Source organism: Aquirufa sp. A-Brett2-15D, from assembly GCF_054558735.1.
On record NZ_JBSKFT010000001.1, the window covers coordinates 745363 to 762737 of the forward strand.

The 17375-nt window shown below is 38.5% G+C and carries 14 protein-coding genes and 1 tRNA gene; 10 read left to right on the forward strand and 5 right to left on the reverse strand.

Annotated elements, in window-relative coordinates:
• The first annotated feature begins 54 nt into the window (after positions 1 to 54).
• The 3 genes from hflX to ACST14_RS03410 all read left to right on the forward strand — a co-directional run bounded on the left by hflX (position 55) and on the right by ACST14_RS03410 (position 2971).
• On the forward strand, positions 55 to 1329 hold the full coding sequence (gene hflX / locus ACST14_RS03400; RefSeq protein WP_459460569.1) for a GTPase HflX: 1275 nt from the start codon (positions 55 to 57) through the stop codon (positions 1327 to 1329).
• Between the two features lie 62 nt (positions 1330 to 1391).
• Positions 1392 to 1463: transfer RNA gene (locus ACST14_RS03405), tRNA-Arg, on the forward strand.
• A gap of 464 nt (positions 1464 to 1927) precedes the next feature.
• Entirely contained in the window at positions 1928 to 2971 is a 1044-nt protein-coding gene (locus ACST14_RS03410) for a hypothetical protein (RefSeq protein WP_459460571.1), read from the forward strand.
• Here ACST14_RS03410 and ACST14_RS03415 read toward each other — a convergent pair.
• Entirely contained in the window at positions 2968 to 3666 is a 699-nt protein-coding gene (locus tag ACST14_RS03415) for a 6-phosphogluconolactonase (protein WP_459460573.1), read from the reverse strand. The two genes, ACST14_RS03410 and ACST14_RS03415, sit on opposite strands and share 4 nt — an antisense overlap.
• A gap of 265 nt (positions 3667 to 3931) precedes the next feature.
• Here ACST14_RS03415 and ACST14_RS03420 point away from each other — a divergent pair, with 265 nt between their 5' ends.
• The 7 genes from ACST14_RS03420 to ACST14_RS03450 are packed head-to-tail and all read left to right on the forward strand — an operon-like array spanning position 3932 to position 12388.
• Positions 3932 to 4606, forward strand: coding sequence for a hypothetical protein (locus tag ACST14_RS03420; protein WP_459460575.1), 675 nt, complete (start codon positions 3932 to 3934; stop codon positions 4604 to 4606).
• A 2-nt stretch (positions 4607 to 4608) separates the two neighbouring features.
• Complete coding sequence (locus tag ACST14_RS03425; RefSeq protein WP_459460577.1) at positions 4609 to 7869, forward strand: hypothetical protein; 3261 nt, start codon at positions 4609 to 4611, stop codon at positions 7867 to 7869.
• 4 nt (positions 7870 to 7873) lie between these two features.
• Positions 7874 to 8644 carry a fibrobacter succinogenes major paralogous domain-containing protein gene (locus ACST14_RS03430; RefSeq protein WP_459460579.1) on the forward strand — a complete coding sequence of 257 codons (771 nt, stop codon included), beginning with the start codon at positions 7874 to 7876 and terminating at the stop codon, positions 8642 to 8644.
• Positions 8645 to 8647: 3 nt separating this feature from the next.
• The gene (locus tag ACST14_RS03435; protein ID WP_459460581.1) at positions 8648 to 9328 is read left to right on the forward strand and encodes a peroxiredoxin family protein; all 681 of its coding nucleotides are present in this window, start codon (positions 8648 to 8650) and stop codon (positions 9326 to 9328) included.
• Between the two features lie 54 nt (positions 9329 to 9382).
• Complete coding sequence (locus ACST14_RS03440) at positions 9383 to 10459, forward strand: efflux RND transporter periplasmic adaptor subunit (protein WP_459460583.1); 1077 nt, start codon at positions 9383 to 9385, stop codon at positions 10457 to 10459.
• Positions 10459 to 11712 (forward strand): ABC transporter permease, encoded by a 1254-nt coding sequence (locus ACST14_RS03445; protein ID WP_459460585.1) that lies wholly within the window; start codon positions 10459 to 10461, stop codon positions 11710 to 11712. Before ACST14_RS03440 ends, ACST14_RS03445 begins: the two co-directional genes overlap by 1 nt.
• Before the next feature lies 1 nt (position 11713).
• Positions 11714 to 12388 (forward strand): ABC transporter ATP-binding protein, encoded by a 675-nt coding sequence (locus tag ACST14_RS03450; RefSeq protein WP_459460587.1) that lies wholly within the window; start codon positions 11714 to 11716, stop codon positions 12386 to 12388.
• A 188-nt stretch (positions 12389 to 12576) separates the two neighbouring features.
• Here the strand turns inward: ACST14_RS03450 and ACST14_RS03455 are convergent, their stop codons facing one another.
• From ACST14_RS03455 to ACST14_RS03470, 4 genes are all read right to left on the reverse strand, one after another.
• Positions 12577 to 13704, reverse strand: coding sequence for a helix-turn-helix domain-containing protein (locus ACST14_RS03455; protein WP_459460589.1), 1128 nt, complete (start codon positions 13702 to 13704; stop codon positions 12577 to 12579).
• Between the two features lie 107 nt (positions 13705 to 13811).
• On the reverse strand, positions 13812 to 14831 hold the full coding sequence (locus tag ACST14_RS03460; protein ID WP_459460591.1) for an acyltransferase: 1020 nt from the start codon (positions 14829 to 14831) through the stop codon (positions 13812 to 13814).
• Positions 14832 to 16916 (reverse strand): xanthine dehydrogenase family protein molybdopterin-binding subunit, encoded by a 2085-nt coding sequence (locus ACST14_RS03465; RefSeq protein WP_459460593.1) that lies wholly within the window; start codon positions 16914 to 16916, stop codon positions 14832 to 14834.
• Positions 16913 to 17374, reverse strand: a complete 462-nt coding sequence (locus ACST14_RS03470) for a (2Fe-2S)-binding protein (protein WP_459460595.1) — start codon at positions 17372 to 17374, stop codon at positions 16913 to 16915. Before ACST14_RS03470 ends, ACST14_RS03465 begins: the two co-directional genes overlap by 4 nt.
• Between the last annotated feature and the right edge of the window lies 1 nt (position 17375).

The window sequence follows — 17375 nt, forward strand, 5'->3', positions numbered from 1 at the left end:
CTATATTCGCAATGAAAGCCTTTCTTAGCAGGAAGGCTTTTTTTAGCATCAGATATGAAGGAAGAAAACGGATTTAGTACGGGAGAAGAAAAAGAGACAGCGGTACTTGTTGCTGTTACGACGCAGAAACAAAATACGGTGCAAACGTCGGAATATTTAGCGGAGTTGGCCTTTTTAGCCTCAACATCAGGTGTATTGACCTTAGCAAGTTTCACACAAAACTTAGCTAAACCCGATAACCGCACCTACGTAGGAAAGGGGAAATTAGAAGAGATTATTGCTTATATAATAGCGAAAGATGTGGATATGCTCATTTTTGATGATGATTTAAGCCCATCACAAGTCCGTAACATCGAATATGAAATCTCACTCTTGGGCAAAGAGATGAAGGTACTAGATCGTAGTTTATTGATTCTTAACATATTTGCTCAGCGTGCCAAAACAATTCAGGCCAAAACCCAGGTTGAACTCGCGCAATACCAATACATGTTACCGCGACTTACCCGTATGTGGTCTCACCTTTCCAAACAACGCGGTGGAGTAGGTATGCGTGGACCAGGTGAAAAAGAATTAGAAACCGATCGTCGTATTGCTAACGATCGCATTTCCTTTTTAAAGGATAAATTAGAAGCAATCGACAAACAGTCCTATACCCAACGCAAAAACCGTGACCGTATGGTCCGTGTTTCTTTAGTGGGATATACGAACGTGGGTAAATCGACACTGATGCAGAAATTAGCTAAAGTGGATGTTTTCGCTGAAAATAAATTGTTTGCAACGGTGGATTCTACGGTTCGCAAGGTAGTTTGGGATAACATCCCATTTTTATTGACAGATACCGTAGGTTTCATTCGTAAGCTCCCTACCCTATTAATCGAGTCCTTTAAATCGACTCTAGATGAGGTGCGCGAAGCGGATGTATTATTACACGTGGTGGATATCTCTCACCCTAATTTTGAGGAACAAATCGAAGTCGTCCAAGGAATTTTAAACGAAATGGGTGTAGGTGACAAACCCACCATTCTTGTATTCAACAAAATCGATCTCTTCCCTGTGGAAGATATTTTCTTCGAAGGATCTGAAGTCGGAATAGACGGCGAGCCGCAACTGAGTAAGATGGACCGAGTGACTGTCTTTTTAAATAATACGCACTGGAAAACCAATACGCCTAAAACGGTCTTCATCTCCGCAGAACAACGCAGTAATCTTGCAGAACTTCGCGAGACAATCATGAATATGATACAAGACAAACACCAGCAAATTTTCCCGAACTGGTTAGAGGGAAATCACTTGATGGGGCATAATGATGGGTATACTCCAGAGCAATAGCTCTGAAAGAGCTATTGCTCTGGAAAGCACAAAGCATAAAGCACAAAGAATAAAAAGGAATTGGCGCTGTAGTTCAACGGATAGAATAGGCGTTTCCTAAACGCTAGATCCGGGTTCGATTCCCGGCGGGGCCACATGACGCGCAGCGTCAGTCACTAGTCGCTAGTCACTAGTCGATAGTCCGGAGGGAATGAGTCCGAAGGAGACATTCACCATTTACCACTCACCATTTATAATTCTTTGTACTTTGCTCTTTGTTCTTTGATTACGCGTAGCGTCAGTCCGGAGGGAATGAGTCCTGAGGAGACATTCACCATTTACCATTCACCATTTATAATTCTTTGTGCTTTGCTCTTTGTTCTTTGATTACGCGTAGCGTCAGTATTCAGTAGCCAGTCGACAGTTGTCAGTGGTCAGTCCTGAAGAGACATTCACCATTTACCATTCTTTATATTTTATTTGGGAACAATTAATTCCTTATCCACGTTAAACATATGTTGAATAAATATCCTTGAGTATTACTTACACCCATCACCTTTTTAAAAGCATTAGTGATTTACCTGAATCTTGGGATCAGGTGTCAGTATCGTGTATTTTCTTGCAGAAAAAATATTTAGGTATTCTTGAGCAATCATCGCCACTAAATATGCAATGTACATTTGTTGGCATTTTTGAAGAGGAAAGGTTGATAGCCACTGCCTTGATTCAAGAAATAGACTTAGCTTTATTGACGAGTTTTGGAGAAAGGGATAGCTTTTTCTTAACTCAATTGAGAAATTTTCTCTTTCGGCAGTTTGCTTCTAAATTAGTCATAGTGGGAAATAATATGTTAAGTGGCCAAAATGCCTATGCTTGTTTACCTACTATAAATCATATAAAGGTGTTGGAACAATTGAGGGAAATTACCCGCTTTTGGCCTAAAAAAACTCACCTAAGCATATTCAAAGATTTCAACGAAGAGCAAGTAAAACTATTCCAAACGTCTTCATTCGAAAATGATTTTCCGTTTAGTTCACAGCCAAATATGGTAGTAGAAATTAGACCTACATGGAAAAATGAAGGGGACTATGTGGGTGATTTGACTAAAAAATACCGAGATCAATTTAAGCGTTGTCGTAAAAAGGGAGCAGAAATCAGCACCAAAGAGTTAAGTCTGCAGGAAATAATTAAAAACGAAGAATCTATCGATTCGCTCTATTTACATGTAGCTAAAAATGCCCCTTTTAATACCTTTATATTACCTTCGGGCCATTTTTCAATTTTCAAAAAACAGCTGGGGGATGACTTTATTCTACGTGGTTATTATCTTGAGAGGGAGCTAGTCGGTTTCACCACCGTTATTCGTCATGGAAATGAATTAGAAACTTACTTTTTAGGCTATAATGATGCCATTCAACGAGAGAAAATGCTCTATCTGAATATGCTTTATGATATCATCGGATGTGGAATTTCACAGGGCTTTGAACGAATCATTTTAGGTAGAACAGCGCTTGAAATTAAAAGTTCAATAGGAGCTACACCCATCCAATTACATGGATTTATGCGGCATTCTAATTCACTGATTCACAAGAATCTATCTTGGATTTTTCCTTTGCTAGAGCCCAATACAAACTGGTTAGAACGTCATCCCTTTAAGGATTAAATCGCAGATGAATCAATTAAACATTCTACATTAGGGTGCATCCATAAAAATGAAGCCGGGCAATCTGTTCCAATTTTACGATCCATAATTCGTTTAACCGCATCCTGTTTTCCTTTTCCAGTAATCAAAAAGATGATTTTTTTTGATTGCATAATCCCCTCCATACCCACGCAAAGCCCATAAGCTGGTTCTGAACCTTGAGAAAGTACTGGGTCATGCGCAATCGTGGATTCAGCTAACACCGCTTTATGAAAATCTGGATTTAAGCTTGATGCTGGCTCATTAAAGGCAATATGTCCATTTTTTCCTAATCCTAAAATACAAATATCTAAAGGTCCATTAGCTTTCATAAACTGGCCTAAACGCTGGCATTCTTCTTCAACAACTTCGGGAGCAGTATCAAAAGAGGTATACCGGTCGTCAGCTATTTCTAAAGGCCCAAGCAGGTGTTTAATCAGGTAAGACTCACAAGAATCAGGGTGACTCAATGGTATAATTCCCCATTCATCCATCTTAATTACACGCATTTTAGTATAAGTCAATTTATCTTTAGCCATTTCTGCATACATCCCTGTAGGACTTCCTCCGGTTGCGGCACAAAACAATAAATCAGGGGTTTTCTGTACTTCGTCTGCTATTAAATGTGCTGCCTTTTGACTTAATTCGGCATAATTAGCTAAATAGGTGATTTTCATTTTCCGTAATTTTTTGGCAATATACCAAATAAAAAATAGATCAATTTTAAGATAATGCAATTAAATAATAGCTAATCCTAATCGAAAAATGAGATTATCAGTTTCTTGATAATCTCACATTTATAAGCTGTCTCAATTCGCACTTCATAACCTCCAAAAGACAATTAGCGCTTTTTACCAGATTACAATTAATTTCTAGCCCCTTCATTTCAAAACGTTTTGTGTAGTTTGCACAGTTATTCTTAAGGATACTAACCACTAAAACATGAGTACAAAAAAATACCTAACCCCTCTATTTATTTTATTACTTGTCTGTTTAATTTCAATTTTGAGTACGCTACCTAGTGCGGCTCAAGATTGGAATTACCAGATGGGAATTAATTCCGCTAGCTTCCGATACCAAAGTCCTGCGGGCAAAGCAGAAAATTCCTTTCAACCTGACGCAGGTTTACATCTTTCTATACAACGAACGAACCGATTGATTGATTCTGTTAAAACATCTAGTAAATTTTTAAGAAAATTAACCTACCAAGTTGGGCTAGCAATTAACCAATTTAATTCAGTAGGAGAAACTCAAAATACCCCCTTTTCCTATTCAACCGCTTATGTAGGAATACAAGTAGGAATCGGCATGAAATCAAGATTAGGTCGCGGATATAGTCTACAGTACGGAAGCCTGATTCAAGTAAATAAATTACTATTAGGGTCCCAAAAGATGGGAAATCGAGTATTTAATTTGCAATCTAACAAGCAATTTGATCGTATTCAATTTCAAATAGGGGCTGATGTGAAACTTGCGAAACAAGTGAATTCCCAAACGGCCCTTTTTACCTACTTCTCCAATGCTTGGCAACTAAATATCAATCAAAATGATGGTAGCCAATTTGCGATAAATCCGGCATCTTTCGGTTTTGGCATTCAATATACCCCACTAAAATAACTATGCCTAATTTCTTATATACGATCCTAATTTTAGGCGTTTCACTATTTTCTTTTGGCCAAAAAACGGGAATTAATTACCAAGCCGTAATTCTAGACCCTACTCCCATTTCGATGCCGGGAAATAACTATACAGGTCAACCCCTTGCCCAGACTACAATTCAATTAAAATTTAGTCTATTAACTGGAACTCGTCTTGATTACCAAGAGACCCAAACCACTCAAACCGATGTTTATGGATTAATCAATGTCATTATTGGTAAAGGACTAAAAATCACTCGAAATTCTTTTGATGAAATTTCGTGGTCAGATACACTTAAAACGCTTCAGGTGGAGGTAAAATTCGCATCTGCCTCTAGTTTTACAGAAATTAGTCGTTCCACACTTCAATATAGCCCTTATGCCTTATACGCGAAGTCTGTGGATTACCTAAATGTGAAAGGCTCCCCTAAAGGCTTATCCTATTTTCAGAATGATGCAGGCCTATTAAATCAGACTGATTTAGCCACTCTACGCTTAGAAATAAAGAATCAAATAGACCAACTAATTTTAAATGATGTCCCTTTGGCATCCGAAATTATTCCAGGAAAAATTAAATTATCAGGAGATCTTTCTGGTTTAGCAACGGCTCCCATTATTAAGGAAAATGCAATTACATCGGAAAAAATCATTGATGGGGCAATTCTTAGTGCTAAGCTGAAGGATTCGAGTGTGGTGGATCAAAAAATTGCCTTTGGGATTAATCCAGCAAAAATGGGTCTTGGCTTAGTGAATAACACCTCTGATCTTAATAAACCCATTAGTACGGCTACACAAGCGGCTTTAAACTTAAAGGCTAGCACTTCATCTGTTGACCTAAAAGCAAATGCATCTGACTTAGCCCTAAAAGCTGACACGACAGATTTGAATTTAAAGGCACCCCTGGCCTCTCCTATTTTTACTGGAATTGTATCTGGAATAAGTGCTACGATGGTGGGACTTCCCAATGTCAACAATACCACCGATTTAACAAAACCAATTAGTACGGCTACACAAGCGGCTTTGGACCTAAAAGGAACCGTTAAAAAAGTGAATGGAGTAACGCCTAATGCGAGCGGTGAAATAACTATTTCCCTAGGCAATAATTTTACAGGACTATATAATGGAGGAGTTTTCGTAACCAAGTTAATACCTGTTGATGGCGATGTTTTTATTGTCTCTGCTGATCTAGATGGTGCTAATAATGGTCGAACATTTATCTACGTGGATACAGTTTGGAACGAAATAACTAATAATATAGGCACTACAGATGCGAGGTATGTACAATTAGCCGGCAGTACGTTGCAAGGAAATCTGATTTTCCCGTCTGGGAAAAAAATATCACTAATTGATCTACCCACATCGTCCACAGATGCAGCAAATAAAGACTATGTAGATGCTTCTAAAACAGTCGACGCTACTACACTTGTGAATGGTAAAATTAGGTTAGCTGGAGACTTATCAGGGACAGCAGCAAGTCCTGAAATTGCGATAGGGGTTATCACAAATGCCAAAGTAGCCGCTGGTATCAGTGCATCCAAGGTGGGCTTAGCTAATGTAGATAATACCTCCGATCTTTCTAAACCCGTTAGCACGGCTACACAAACTGCACTAGATTTGAAAGCGTCTAATACAGCTTTGGCCTTAAAAGCAAACTCAACCGATCTCGCATTAAAGGCAGATATTACTGATTTGAATTTAAAGGCACCTATCGCATCGCCTACATTTACAGGCACTGTTTCAGGTATCGATGCAACTATGGTGGGTCTTGCTAATGTCAATAATACAAGTGACGAGAATAAACCCATTAGTTCGGCTACTCAAACAGCTTTGGACTTAAAAGCAAATGCCTCCGATGTTAGTACAAGTTTTGCCCTAAAAGCTCCAATCCTATCGCCAACCTTCACAGGGATCGTATCCGGAATAACAGCGACAATGGTGGGCTTAGGCAATGTAAACAATACCTCGGATGCGAGTAAGCCGATCAGCACGGCTACCCAAACAGCCTTAGACTTGAAAGGCACCGTTAAAAAAGTGAATGGCGTGTCGCCTAATTCGGCAGGAGAGATTGCTATTTCACTAGGACGAAATTATACAGGTGTCTATAATGGTGGATCATTTACAACGAGTGGAACACCTGTAGAAGGAGATATTTTTATTGTGTCCGGCGATCCCACTGGCTCTAATAATGGCCGAACCTTCATTTTTGTAAGTACTAGTTGGAATGAGATTACAAATAATATAGGTACCACAGATGCCCGCTATGTGCAATTAGCAGGCAGTACAATGCAGGGCAACTTACTTTTCCCAACTGGAAAGAAAATAACTTTAACAGATCAACCTAGCTTAGCCACAGATGCAGCTAACATGGCCTATGTAGATGCCTCTAAAACAGTGGATGCCACTACCTTATTGAATGGCAAAATTAGGCTAGCCGGCGATTTAACTGGAACAGCGGCGAGTCCAGAAATTGCTAGCGGTGCTATTACAGATGCAAAAATAGCTTCAGGAATAAGTCCAACTAAAGTAGGCTTAGGCAATGTTAATAATACAAGCGATTTATTAAAACCCATTAGTTCCGCTACCCAAACAGCCTTAGATACAAAAGCTAGTAGTGCTTCATTAGCGTTGAAAGCGCCTATTGACTCCCCTACTTTCACCGGTACGGTATCTGGAATTACAAAAGCAATGGTCAGTTTAACCAATGTTGATAACACGACTGACTTATTGAAACCCATTAGCACGGCCACTCAAACGGCCTTAAATTTAAAAGCAAGCCTAACAGGCATAGAAACCTTGACCAATAAGACGTTAACGTCTCCTACTTTAACAACTCCTGTTTTAGGGACTCCTGCCTCAGGAATAGCTACTAATTTAACCGGATTACCTTTAACGACTGGCGTCTCTGGCACCTTAGGAGTAAGTAACGGAGGAACTGGCGCATCTACGTTAACCGGATTGATAAAAGGAAATGGAACATCCGCCATGAGCGCTGGGGTAATCGGAACAGACTATAGTTTAGTTAGGGACGTATCCGATGAATATACAGCAGCAGCAGGCCAAACGGTATTTAACTTAACCCAAACCAAATCAAGTACCTCCCTTTTAAAACTATATATTAATGGGGTCAGAATATCAAAGACTGCTTTTAGTCTTTCGGGAACAACATTCACTTACATTCCGGCAAACAATGAGGCTTATTCATTAATTGTGAGTGACCGAATTCAAATTGATTATTTCTACTAAAAGGATGAAAAGCTTCCTCATTTTACTATTAATTCCATTTTTGAGTTTTTCTCAATTAACTAAATCTGGTTTTCGGATTACGAATTCTTCACTTTATATCGATTATAGTGGAAAAATAGGTAGCGGTAAGGGTCTAGAGCGCTTTGGAAAAAAAACATACACTTTTATTTGTGGAAATACGCTTACCATAGTTCATGTTGCAGCAAACGGGGTGGCTGCAGAAAATAAAACCGTTACCTACGGTACGGTTAAATCATCACTCAGTGGATCAGAAAAATGCTGGATTACCCAAAACTTAGGTTCAACAAATCAGGCTATATCTGAGACCGATGCTACGGAAGCTTCAGCCGGATGGTATTGGCAGTTCAATAAGAAAAAGGGCTATAAAAATAATGGCACTGTCACCTCACCAAGTTTTCCAACTACGAATACCAATACGGGAACGGTGAATTGGGAGGCAATAAAAGATCCGTGCACGCTTGAATTAGGTGCTGGATGGCGAATTCCAACTGTAACGGAATGGACTAATGTCAATAGCGCTAACTTAAGGGCACAAGCTTATGCGGGAGCACTAAAAATGCATGCTGCTGGGTATATAAGTCAAGGAACATCCACTGCTTTAACTGACAGGGGATCAAAATTTTTTTATTGGAGTGCAACCTCCACCGATATAAACTTAGGAAAAGCCTTAGTCATTTATACTACAAGCACTTACAATCAAATATCCAATAATGATAAGGATGCTGGATTTTCGGTTCGTTGTATTCGAGATTAAACAATGATAAAATACGTTAGTTTTTTCCTTTTGTCATTTAGTATGTATGCGCAACAATCGGCTGAAAATTTTCCCATTTTTGGAGACCACAAAGCAAAACGCATTTCAATAGAAAAGGTTATAATCCACATCAGAGAGTTAAAAAAACATTCCTCCATTCGCTATGGAGAGGCCGTCGATTTTTATTACCTAAAAATAGCATCTACTGGAAAAAATTCCTGGATTGAAAAACTAGAAGAATTTAGTCTTGATCCAGATTGTCCTGCAAAATTTAAAGAAAAAATCAATGCGCAAATCCAAAAGATTCGATCGCTTCAGGTGGGTGAAAAGGCGCCTGAAATTGAGATAAAAGAATTCCGTTTAAGCGATTACAAATCAACTAAAAAAAACGTTTTACTATTATTCTACAGTCCATCTTGTTTCCATTGCACGGAATTACTGATTGATTTAATTCCTTATTCTATCAAAAATAAATTAGCTGTCATTGCCTTACAGATCGATGAAGAGATGAATCCCTGGAGCTTTCCGGAGAATTGGATCCCCATAAAAGCCGATGCGAAAATCAGAAAAGACTATGGGGTATTCTCTACTCCTAGCTTGTATTTAGTCAATACAAAAAGTAAAACAATTAGTGCGATTCCAGAAAACCTGTCTGAATTAAACGAATTCGAACATCTATTTTAGAATAAAATGACTTTTATCATTCTGACTTATCTCTTTTTTGGGTAATTTCAAATTATGAAACATGTCATACTTTTTGCTTTAGGTATCCTCTTATTTTCGTGTGGGAAGAAACAAGAATCAATCTTTCCTAGTACCGGCCCATTAACTGAGTCCATTTATGCCTCAGGTGTATTGAAAACAGCAGATCAATACCAGGCTTTTGTAACGGTGAACGGTATTGTTAATGAGATATTAGTAAAAGAAGGGGATTCTGTACATGTCGGAAGCGCCTTATTGACGATAACCAATGAAACACAACGTTTTGGAGCAGAAAATGCAGCATTAGCTGCTAATTTCAACGATATATCTGCTAATCAGGGAAAATTAGATGAGGCTAAATTAGGGATAGAGTCGGCTAAGAATAAATTCCGTGTTGATTCATCTCTTTATTCCCGCCAAAAAAATCTTTGGGGACAACAAATAGGAACAAAAGTAGATTATGAGCTAAAAGAATTAGCCTATCAGACCTCTAAATCAAACTACTTATCCGCGATTCAAAAATTTAGGGATCTAAAGCGAGTGCTGGAATTTAGCTCCTCGCAAGCGAAAAAAAACTTACAAATCTCTTCCAATCTGGCACAGGATTTTACCTTAAGATCTAAAACGAACGGGATTGTATATAGTCTTTTAAAATCAAAAGGTGAAATTATTACTCCACAAACTCCCATTGCGGTAATTGGTAATTACCGGGATTTTGTGCTTGAATTACAAGTAGATGAAAATGATATTTTGAGAGTTCAAAAAGGACAAATGGTATTGATTACGCTGGATAGCTATAAAAAACAAGTATTTGAGGCTAAAATAACTAAGATCTCTGAAATAATGAACGAGCGAAGCAAAACGTTTTTAGTCGAGGCTAAATTCACAAAGGCGCCTCCTAAATTATTCCCGAACATCAATTTAGAGGCTAATATCTTATTGAGCAAAAAAGAAAATGCCCTTTTAATTCCTAGAAATTACCTGAAAAATGATTCCATTGTCATCTTAGCTAGCGGAGAAGAGCGAATTGTAAAAATCGGGTTAAAAGATTTCCAAAAAGCGGAGATTCTATCTGGCATTCAAGCCAAAGATGAAATCGTAAAGCCAGAATAATGAAGTTTAAACTTGTCTATCAGGTCGCCTTTTCACTATTAATTGCTAGATGGAAGCAAACACTTGTCGCTGCTATAGGTGTGACTATCAGTATAACCATGTTTATTACGGTTCTAAGCTTCATGTCTGGGCTAAATGATATGTTAGACGGTTTGATTACTAATCGAACGGCTCATGTACGTATTTACAAGGAAATTAAAATTTCAGAAACCCAGCCAGTAGACTATATTAATTCCAAAGGACATAATTTCGTCTCCTCTATTAAACCTAAGAATGAATTATTAGGAATCAACAATAGCAAAACCATCATTGCTTCTCTTCAAAAGGATAAACGTGTTTTAGGCGTAGCGCCTAAAATCAATGCACAAGTATTTTATAATGTAGGTGCGGTTGATTTGACGGGAGCCATTTTTGGGATTGATCCAGTGGAAGAAAATCGACTGTTCCATTTTAGTGATTATGTTACATCTGGGAATTATATAGACCTAAAAAATATCCCTAATAGTATTATTCTAGGTAAAGGGGTGGCCACAAAAATGATGGCAAACATAGGTGATGTCATTCAGGTCACCACTAGCAAAGGGGATATAGTCGCCCTGCGAGTAGTGGGTATGTTCCAATCGGGTATTCAAGAGTTTGATAATGTGCAGAGTTACTGCTCCTTAACTACGACTCAAAAATTAGTGGGAAAACCAAGCAATTACATAACAGACATACAGGTTAAATTAAAGGATATTTTATGGGCTCCTGAAGTAGCTAAAGAGTATCGAAAAATATATGAATTAAATGCCGTGGATATTCAAGCGGCGAATTCGCAATTTGAAACAGGTAGTTCCGTTAGAACTCTCATCTCCTACGCGGTAGGGATTACACTTTTATTAGTGGCAGGATTCGGAATATACAATATTCTCAATATGATGATTTACGAAAAAATGGATTCCATTGCGATATTAAAAGCTGTTGGTTTTTCCGGTAATGATGTTAATAAAATTTTCATCTCAATTGCCTTAAGTATTGGAATATTTGGTGGATTGATGGGTCTAATATTCGGCTTTGGTTTATCATCGCTCATCGACCAAATCCCCTTCAACACAGAATCCTTACCTACTATAACAACCTACCCCATTAATTACAATCCTAAATTCTATTTAATCGGTGGAATTTTTGCTTTAATCACCACCTATTTTGCCGGATTCTTTCCTTCTAGAAAAGCTAGTGGAATAGATCCAGTCATCATCATTAGAGGGAAATAATATGAACAAGGTTGTATTAGAGGCTAAAAATATTACGAAATACTTTCACGATCCGATGACCGTAAAGGTTTTAGACAAAGTCAGCTTCACACTTAATCAAAGTGAGTTTGTTTCTGTAATCGGCCGATCTGGATGTGGCAAATCGACTTTACTCTATATCTTATCTACGATGGATACTGATTACGAAGGGGATTTAATGATTGATGGAGTTTTCATGCGAGATAAAAAAGAAAGTGAACTTGCTATCGTTCGAAATGAAAAAATAGGCTTCGTTTTTCAATTCCATTACTTACTTAATGAGTTTTCTGTCTTAAAAAATGTCATGCTCCCTGGCTTAAAACTAGGTCAATATTCTGAAAAGGAAATCGAACATAGGGCATACGAAAAATTAAAAATTTTAGGTATAGAAAATGAGGCGTTAAAAGATCCAAATCAATTATCGGGTGGACAAAAACAACGGGTCGCCATCGCGCGTGCCCTGATCAATGACCCCCTATTAATTATGGGAGACGAACCCACAGGAAACCTAGATAAAAAAAATTCAGAAATTGTATTCAATATTTTCCAAGAATTAGCAGACGTGTACAAGCAAACATTATTGATTGTGACGCATGATAATGAATTCGCTGCTAGAACTACTCGAATCATCGAGATGGAAGACGGACATATCAAATAAAAAAGGAGCAAAGGGTCAATAACCCTTGCTCCCTACATTCATCTGTTCTATTATTATTTCTAGTGGTTAGGCGTTATCAAATCCGCTTTTACAATAGTACTGATAAATTGGGCGCGTGGAGAATAATATAACGAAGTGTATGTTCCATTTTCGAAATACCGAACAAACATCACCTAAATACCTTGAAATTAGAGCTTAAAATTGCTTTTTCGTTCAGCATAAGCAGAGGGGGACTCGCCTACTATTTCTTTAAAGTTCACAAAAAAGGTCGTTCTAGATTGAAAACCAGATTCCAAACCGATAGCTTCTAAGGTGATAATTTTATCTTTACCTGCATCGATTAATTCCTGCGCATGTCGAATTCGCCAAAGCATTCTCTGTTCTAAAAAATTAGTCTGCTGTGTCTTTCTAAAATAGAAACTAAAATGATGCACGGGAATATCTAATGCCGCTGATAACTGAGCTAATGAAAATGACGCTTTTAAATAGGGCTTAAACTCCTCTAAATAGAGATCTAATTTAGTCTCAATTTCAACAAGTTTATCGGGCGATAATTCATAATTCGGAATTTTCAATTTAGCCTCACGTTCAGAAATAATATAAGGAGCATATAAGAACTCAGGAAAATAGAAGACACTTAGAGATAGAATTAAATAGGACCCAAGACCTAGGTAATTCCATGACGTGTCTCCTTGATAGTTTAACTTAAAATGATTTCCACTAGGAACAATTAAAAAGAAATAGGTTAAAAAAATAACTAGAAATACCTGTAAAAATAGAAAGCCTGGAATCCAGTAATGAAGGATGAAATTTTTGCCATTTTTAGGACGAAAGCGAAGGTATACTTGGCAACTATAAAAAATGTATAGACTGCTTAAAATTAATTTCACGTAAAAATGAAATCGAGAGGTAAAGAAAAAACCAAGCTGTTGCTTGACCAATTCATGAATGTCAAACTTCACTAATTCAGCTATCGAAATTTTATGAGCGAAAGTCGATAGTGAGTAGGGTAACATATCCAAAAGTTGAATAAGAAACGGAAGGAGGTGAAGCAGGTCTTTTTTCTCTAAAGAAGCATTTTCCTTTACCATCCCACGAACATAGAAATAAGCAAGGGGATAAAGTAAATAGAAAAACGCGTCAAAATTTCCGAATAATACCGCTACGATATCGACATGCCAGTCAACAAATAAACAATAATGAAGTAAGGTAAATAATCCGAAAATGAGAAAATAGAAAAAAAGAAATCGCTTCGGACTCTTAAAGAAGGGGCCGGAGGATTTTGACAGTAAAAGCAGGATTATGAAAAAGCTCATGAACACAGCGAGGCTATGTCCAAACTTATAAATCTCTTGCATTAAATGGTTAGGTATGAGTGGTTACAGGTATTCTAACGAATGTACAAAAATACCCCCATAATAAATCAACCCGCCAAGTTTTTAATGAGGGGTATTTTTCTCAATACCCAAACGATTCCGCCAGAAATTACAAGGCAAGTAAATGCGGTTACTGGTACACCAATGCTAGGGTGTAGCATTTCACCGTATATACCTGCTTTGGCTAAATAAAAAAGCACTAGAATGTGTATTAAATAAATACCATAACTATGAGAACTTACCCAATCACGAAAAGGAGTGAGTAATGGAATATCAAGGTTTTGGTACCTAAAAAACAAAAATAAACCGGATGTAGCTAGAACCACACTAGGGGAAAAATTTGCATATAATAAACCATAAAATTTACCACTCTCCGCGGTGAAATAATAAGATCCAAGCATCGTCCATAAAGTGCCGAAAATAAAAATCATTAAGGCATTCCATTTCACCGAAGATGTAAACTCTTTCGTGCTCAGGTAATATCCTAACACTAGATATCCGACATATCCTGTAAAATCTGTCAAGGCAACCGGCAATTTAAGATAAGGGAAATGGGGATTATTAAACAATATCGTCAGACCCCAAATGCCTAAAAAGTATTGAATATGCGACTCTGGAGCGGATCGAATCCAACGACCAATGATAGGGATAAACAAATAGATCCCGATAATCATATAGATGTACCAAAAATGGTACGAGGCTCCTTTAAAGTACTGCTCCCCTAACCAGGTTAATCCATCTAAAAAACTGAAAGCCTTACCTCGAAGCCGTACCTGCCAATTGAAGATGGTGAAAATCAGGTTATAAAAAAGAAAAGGCAACACTATCCGCATAAAACTTTTCTTCAAAAAGGGCCCAATGGCTTCTTCTCGAGGTAAAAGTAAGGCTCCTGACAACATCACAAAAATGGGTACCACATAGCGATAACCCCCATTGTATAGATTTGCAAACCACCAATAATCTGCTGGAACTTTGGTAAAACGAAACAAAATCGTCGCCGAGGCGTGAATTAAAATCACACCAATTGTTGCATTTACCCGAAGATTATCTAGCCAGCTTATTTTCATTTAGCTGAATGGCTGCTTGTAATGACGCTTTTTAGTAGCTGCATAAATGGCATTAGCAATGGAGCCGCCCGTAGGTGGCAAAGCTGGTTCACCTAAACCAGTAGGCGCAATACCATTATTGACAAAATAAGCATCGATTACAGGCACTTCATTACCTCTAATCATGCGGTATGCGTTGAAATTTTGAGGACCGGCCACTCCGGCTTGGAAATTCAATTTTGCATATAAAGCATGTCCCATGCCATCGATAATAGCACCTTTTACTTGGTTTTCTGCCCCACTTAAATTGATTACTTCACCACAGTCAGTCACGGCAGTCACTTTCGTCACTTTAGGTTTTCCATTCTCTACTTTGACCTCCGCAATTTGGGCTACGTAGGAAAGATGAGAATAATAGACACTAAAGCCTTGATGAACACCCGGTTTTTTCATCCACTGTGCTTTTTCAGCCACTTGCTTGATCACTTCCTCGAAACGATCAGGCTCATAGGTGATTTTTCCTACTGGATTTGTTTTTACCCTTGCGAGCAAATCTAGACGCATTTTCACTGGATCTTTTCCAGCCACTTCAGCCACCTCATCTAGGAATGCTTGTTCCGCAAAACCTAAGAAATTAGTGATTGGTGCGCGCCATGGACCTGTTGTTACGGCTGATTTTTGATCAAATGATTCAATCAACACATTTTCAATAGCACCAACTGGGAAATTATCTTGACGAGTTGAATTACCCGCATTCAGACCTACGCCACGTAAATAAAAGGCAGTTATATTCCCATTAGCATCTAAACCCGCTTTAAAATGGTAACGAGCTGCTGGGCGATAAATTCCACCTGCCATGTCGTCTTCCCTTGTCCACATAACCAAAACAGGCTTTTGAATGATACTAGATAATTCAGCTGCTTCCAGCACAAAGTCATTATTAAGGCGACGACCAAATCCTCCTCCCATTTTGGAAATTTCTAATTGAATAGTATCAACCGGGATTTTCAAAAGATCAGATACCGCTTTTTGAGCGGGTTGAGGAACCTGTGTGGGTCCAGCTAACAGAACTGAATCCTTCTTTACATCAGCGAAGAAATTCATCGGTTCCATAGGGCTATGTGAAATAAAAGGACATTCATACGTCGCCTCTACTACTTTTACTGCCTTAGCTAAAGCAGCAGCAAAATCGCCGTCTTTACGCATCACCTGAGCCTTATCGGATTTCATTCCTTCATCAAACCACTTTGCATGCGTACTATTGCTTTCAAGAGGCCCATCTGAGCCGTAATCACAAGTCAAGCTAGCGCGAGCCTGCAAAATTTCATAGGTGGATGAACCTACAATAGCCACTTTATTCTTGAATGAAACTACATCAAGTATACCTGGCATTTTCTTCACATCTTCAGCTGAAAATGATTTTAAAGTTGCTCCAAATGGAGGGCGTATGATTTGCGCAAATACCATTCCCGGCTTTCTAATATCAATACCAAAAATTGGCTTTCCCGTAACAACATTTTTATTATCTACGCCTTTTACCCGCGTTCCAATAATTTTATAGTCCTTGCGATCTTTATACGAAACCTCCGTAGGAATAGGCAATTTAGAGGCTGCCTCAGCTAAAGAGCCATAAGTTGCCTTTTGGCCTGAAGGCCCAAGAACAACTCCTTTTGATGTTTTACATTTAGCAACGTCTACTTTCCATTGATCGGCAGCGGCTTGCATCATCATTTTCCTAACGGTTGCTCCTGCTTTGCGCAAGCGCTCCCAGGAATGCTTTAAAGCACCACTTCCTCCTGTTAATTGACGTTCAAAAAGTTTTGTATCTAAATTAGCCTGCTCTACTTGAACTTGCGCCCAATCAACATCCAATTCTTCAGCCACAACTACTGGAAAAGCCGTTTTAATGCCTTGTCCAATTTCTGGGTTGGGAGAAAATAAGGTGATTTTACCTAGGCTATCGATTGATAAAAAGGCATTAAATCGTCCTGCCGAAGCAACCACCTCCATAGCAGAGGCGTCCGCTGAAAACCAATCAAAACCTAAGGTAAATACGCCAGTAAAAAGGGCGGTTTTTTGTATAAAATCTCTTCTGGAAGTTTTCATTTCTTTGTTTTTTTAGAGGCTAGTTTAACGGCTTCTTGAATTCGGTGATAAGTCCCACAGCGGCAAATATTTCCTGACATTCCATCCACAATTTCTTGATCAGATGGGTGTGGATTCTTTTTAAGTAAACCGGCGGCTGTCATGATTTGGCCAGCTTGACAATACCCACATTGTGGTACATCTAATTCATCCCAAGCTACTTGTACGGGATGCTTTCCAGCCGGATCTAATCCTTCGATAGTCGTGATTTGAGCATTTGATACCGCTGAAATAGGCAAAACACAAGAACGCGTCGGTTCCCCATTTACCCAAACCGTGCAAGCACCGCATTGCGCAATGCCACAACCATATTTAGTCCCCAATAAGGACAGATGATCTCTCAAAGCCCATAATAAGGGAGTATTTGGATCGATATCCAGAGAGACCTTTTTCTTGTTAACTGTGCAATTGATCGCCATA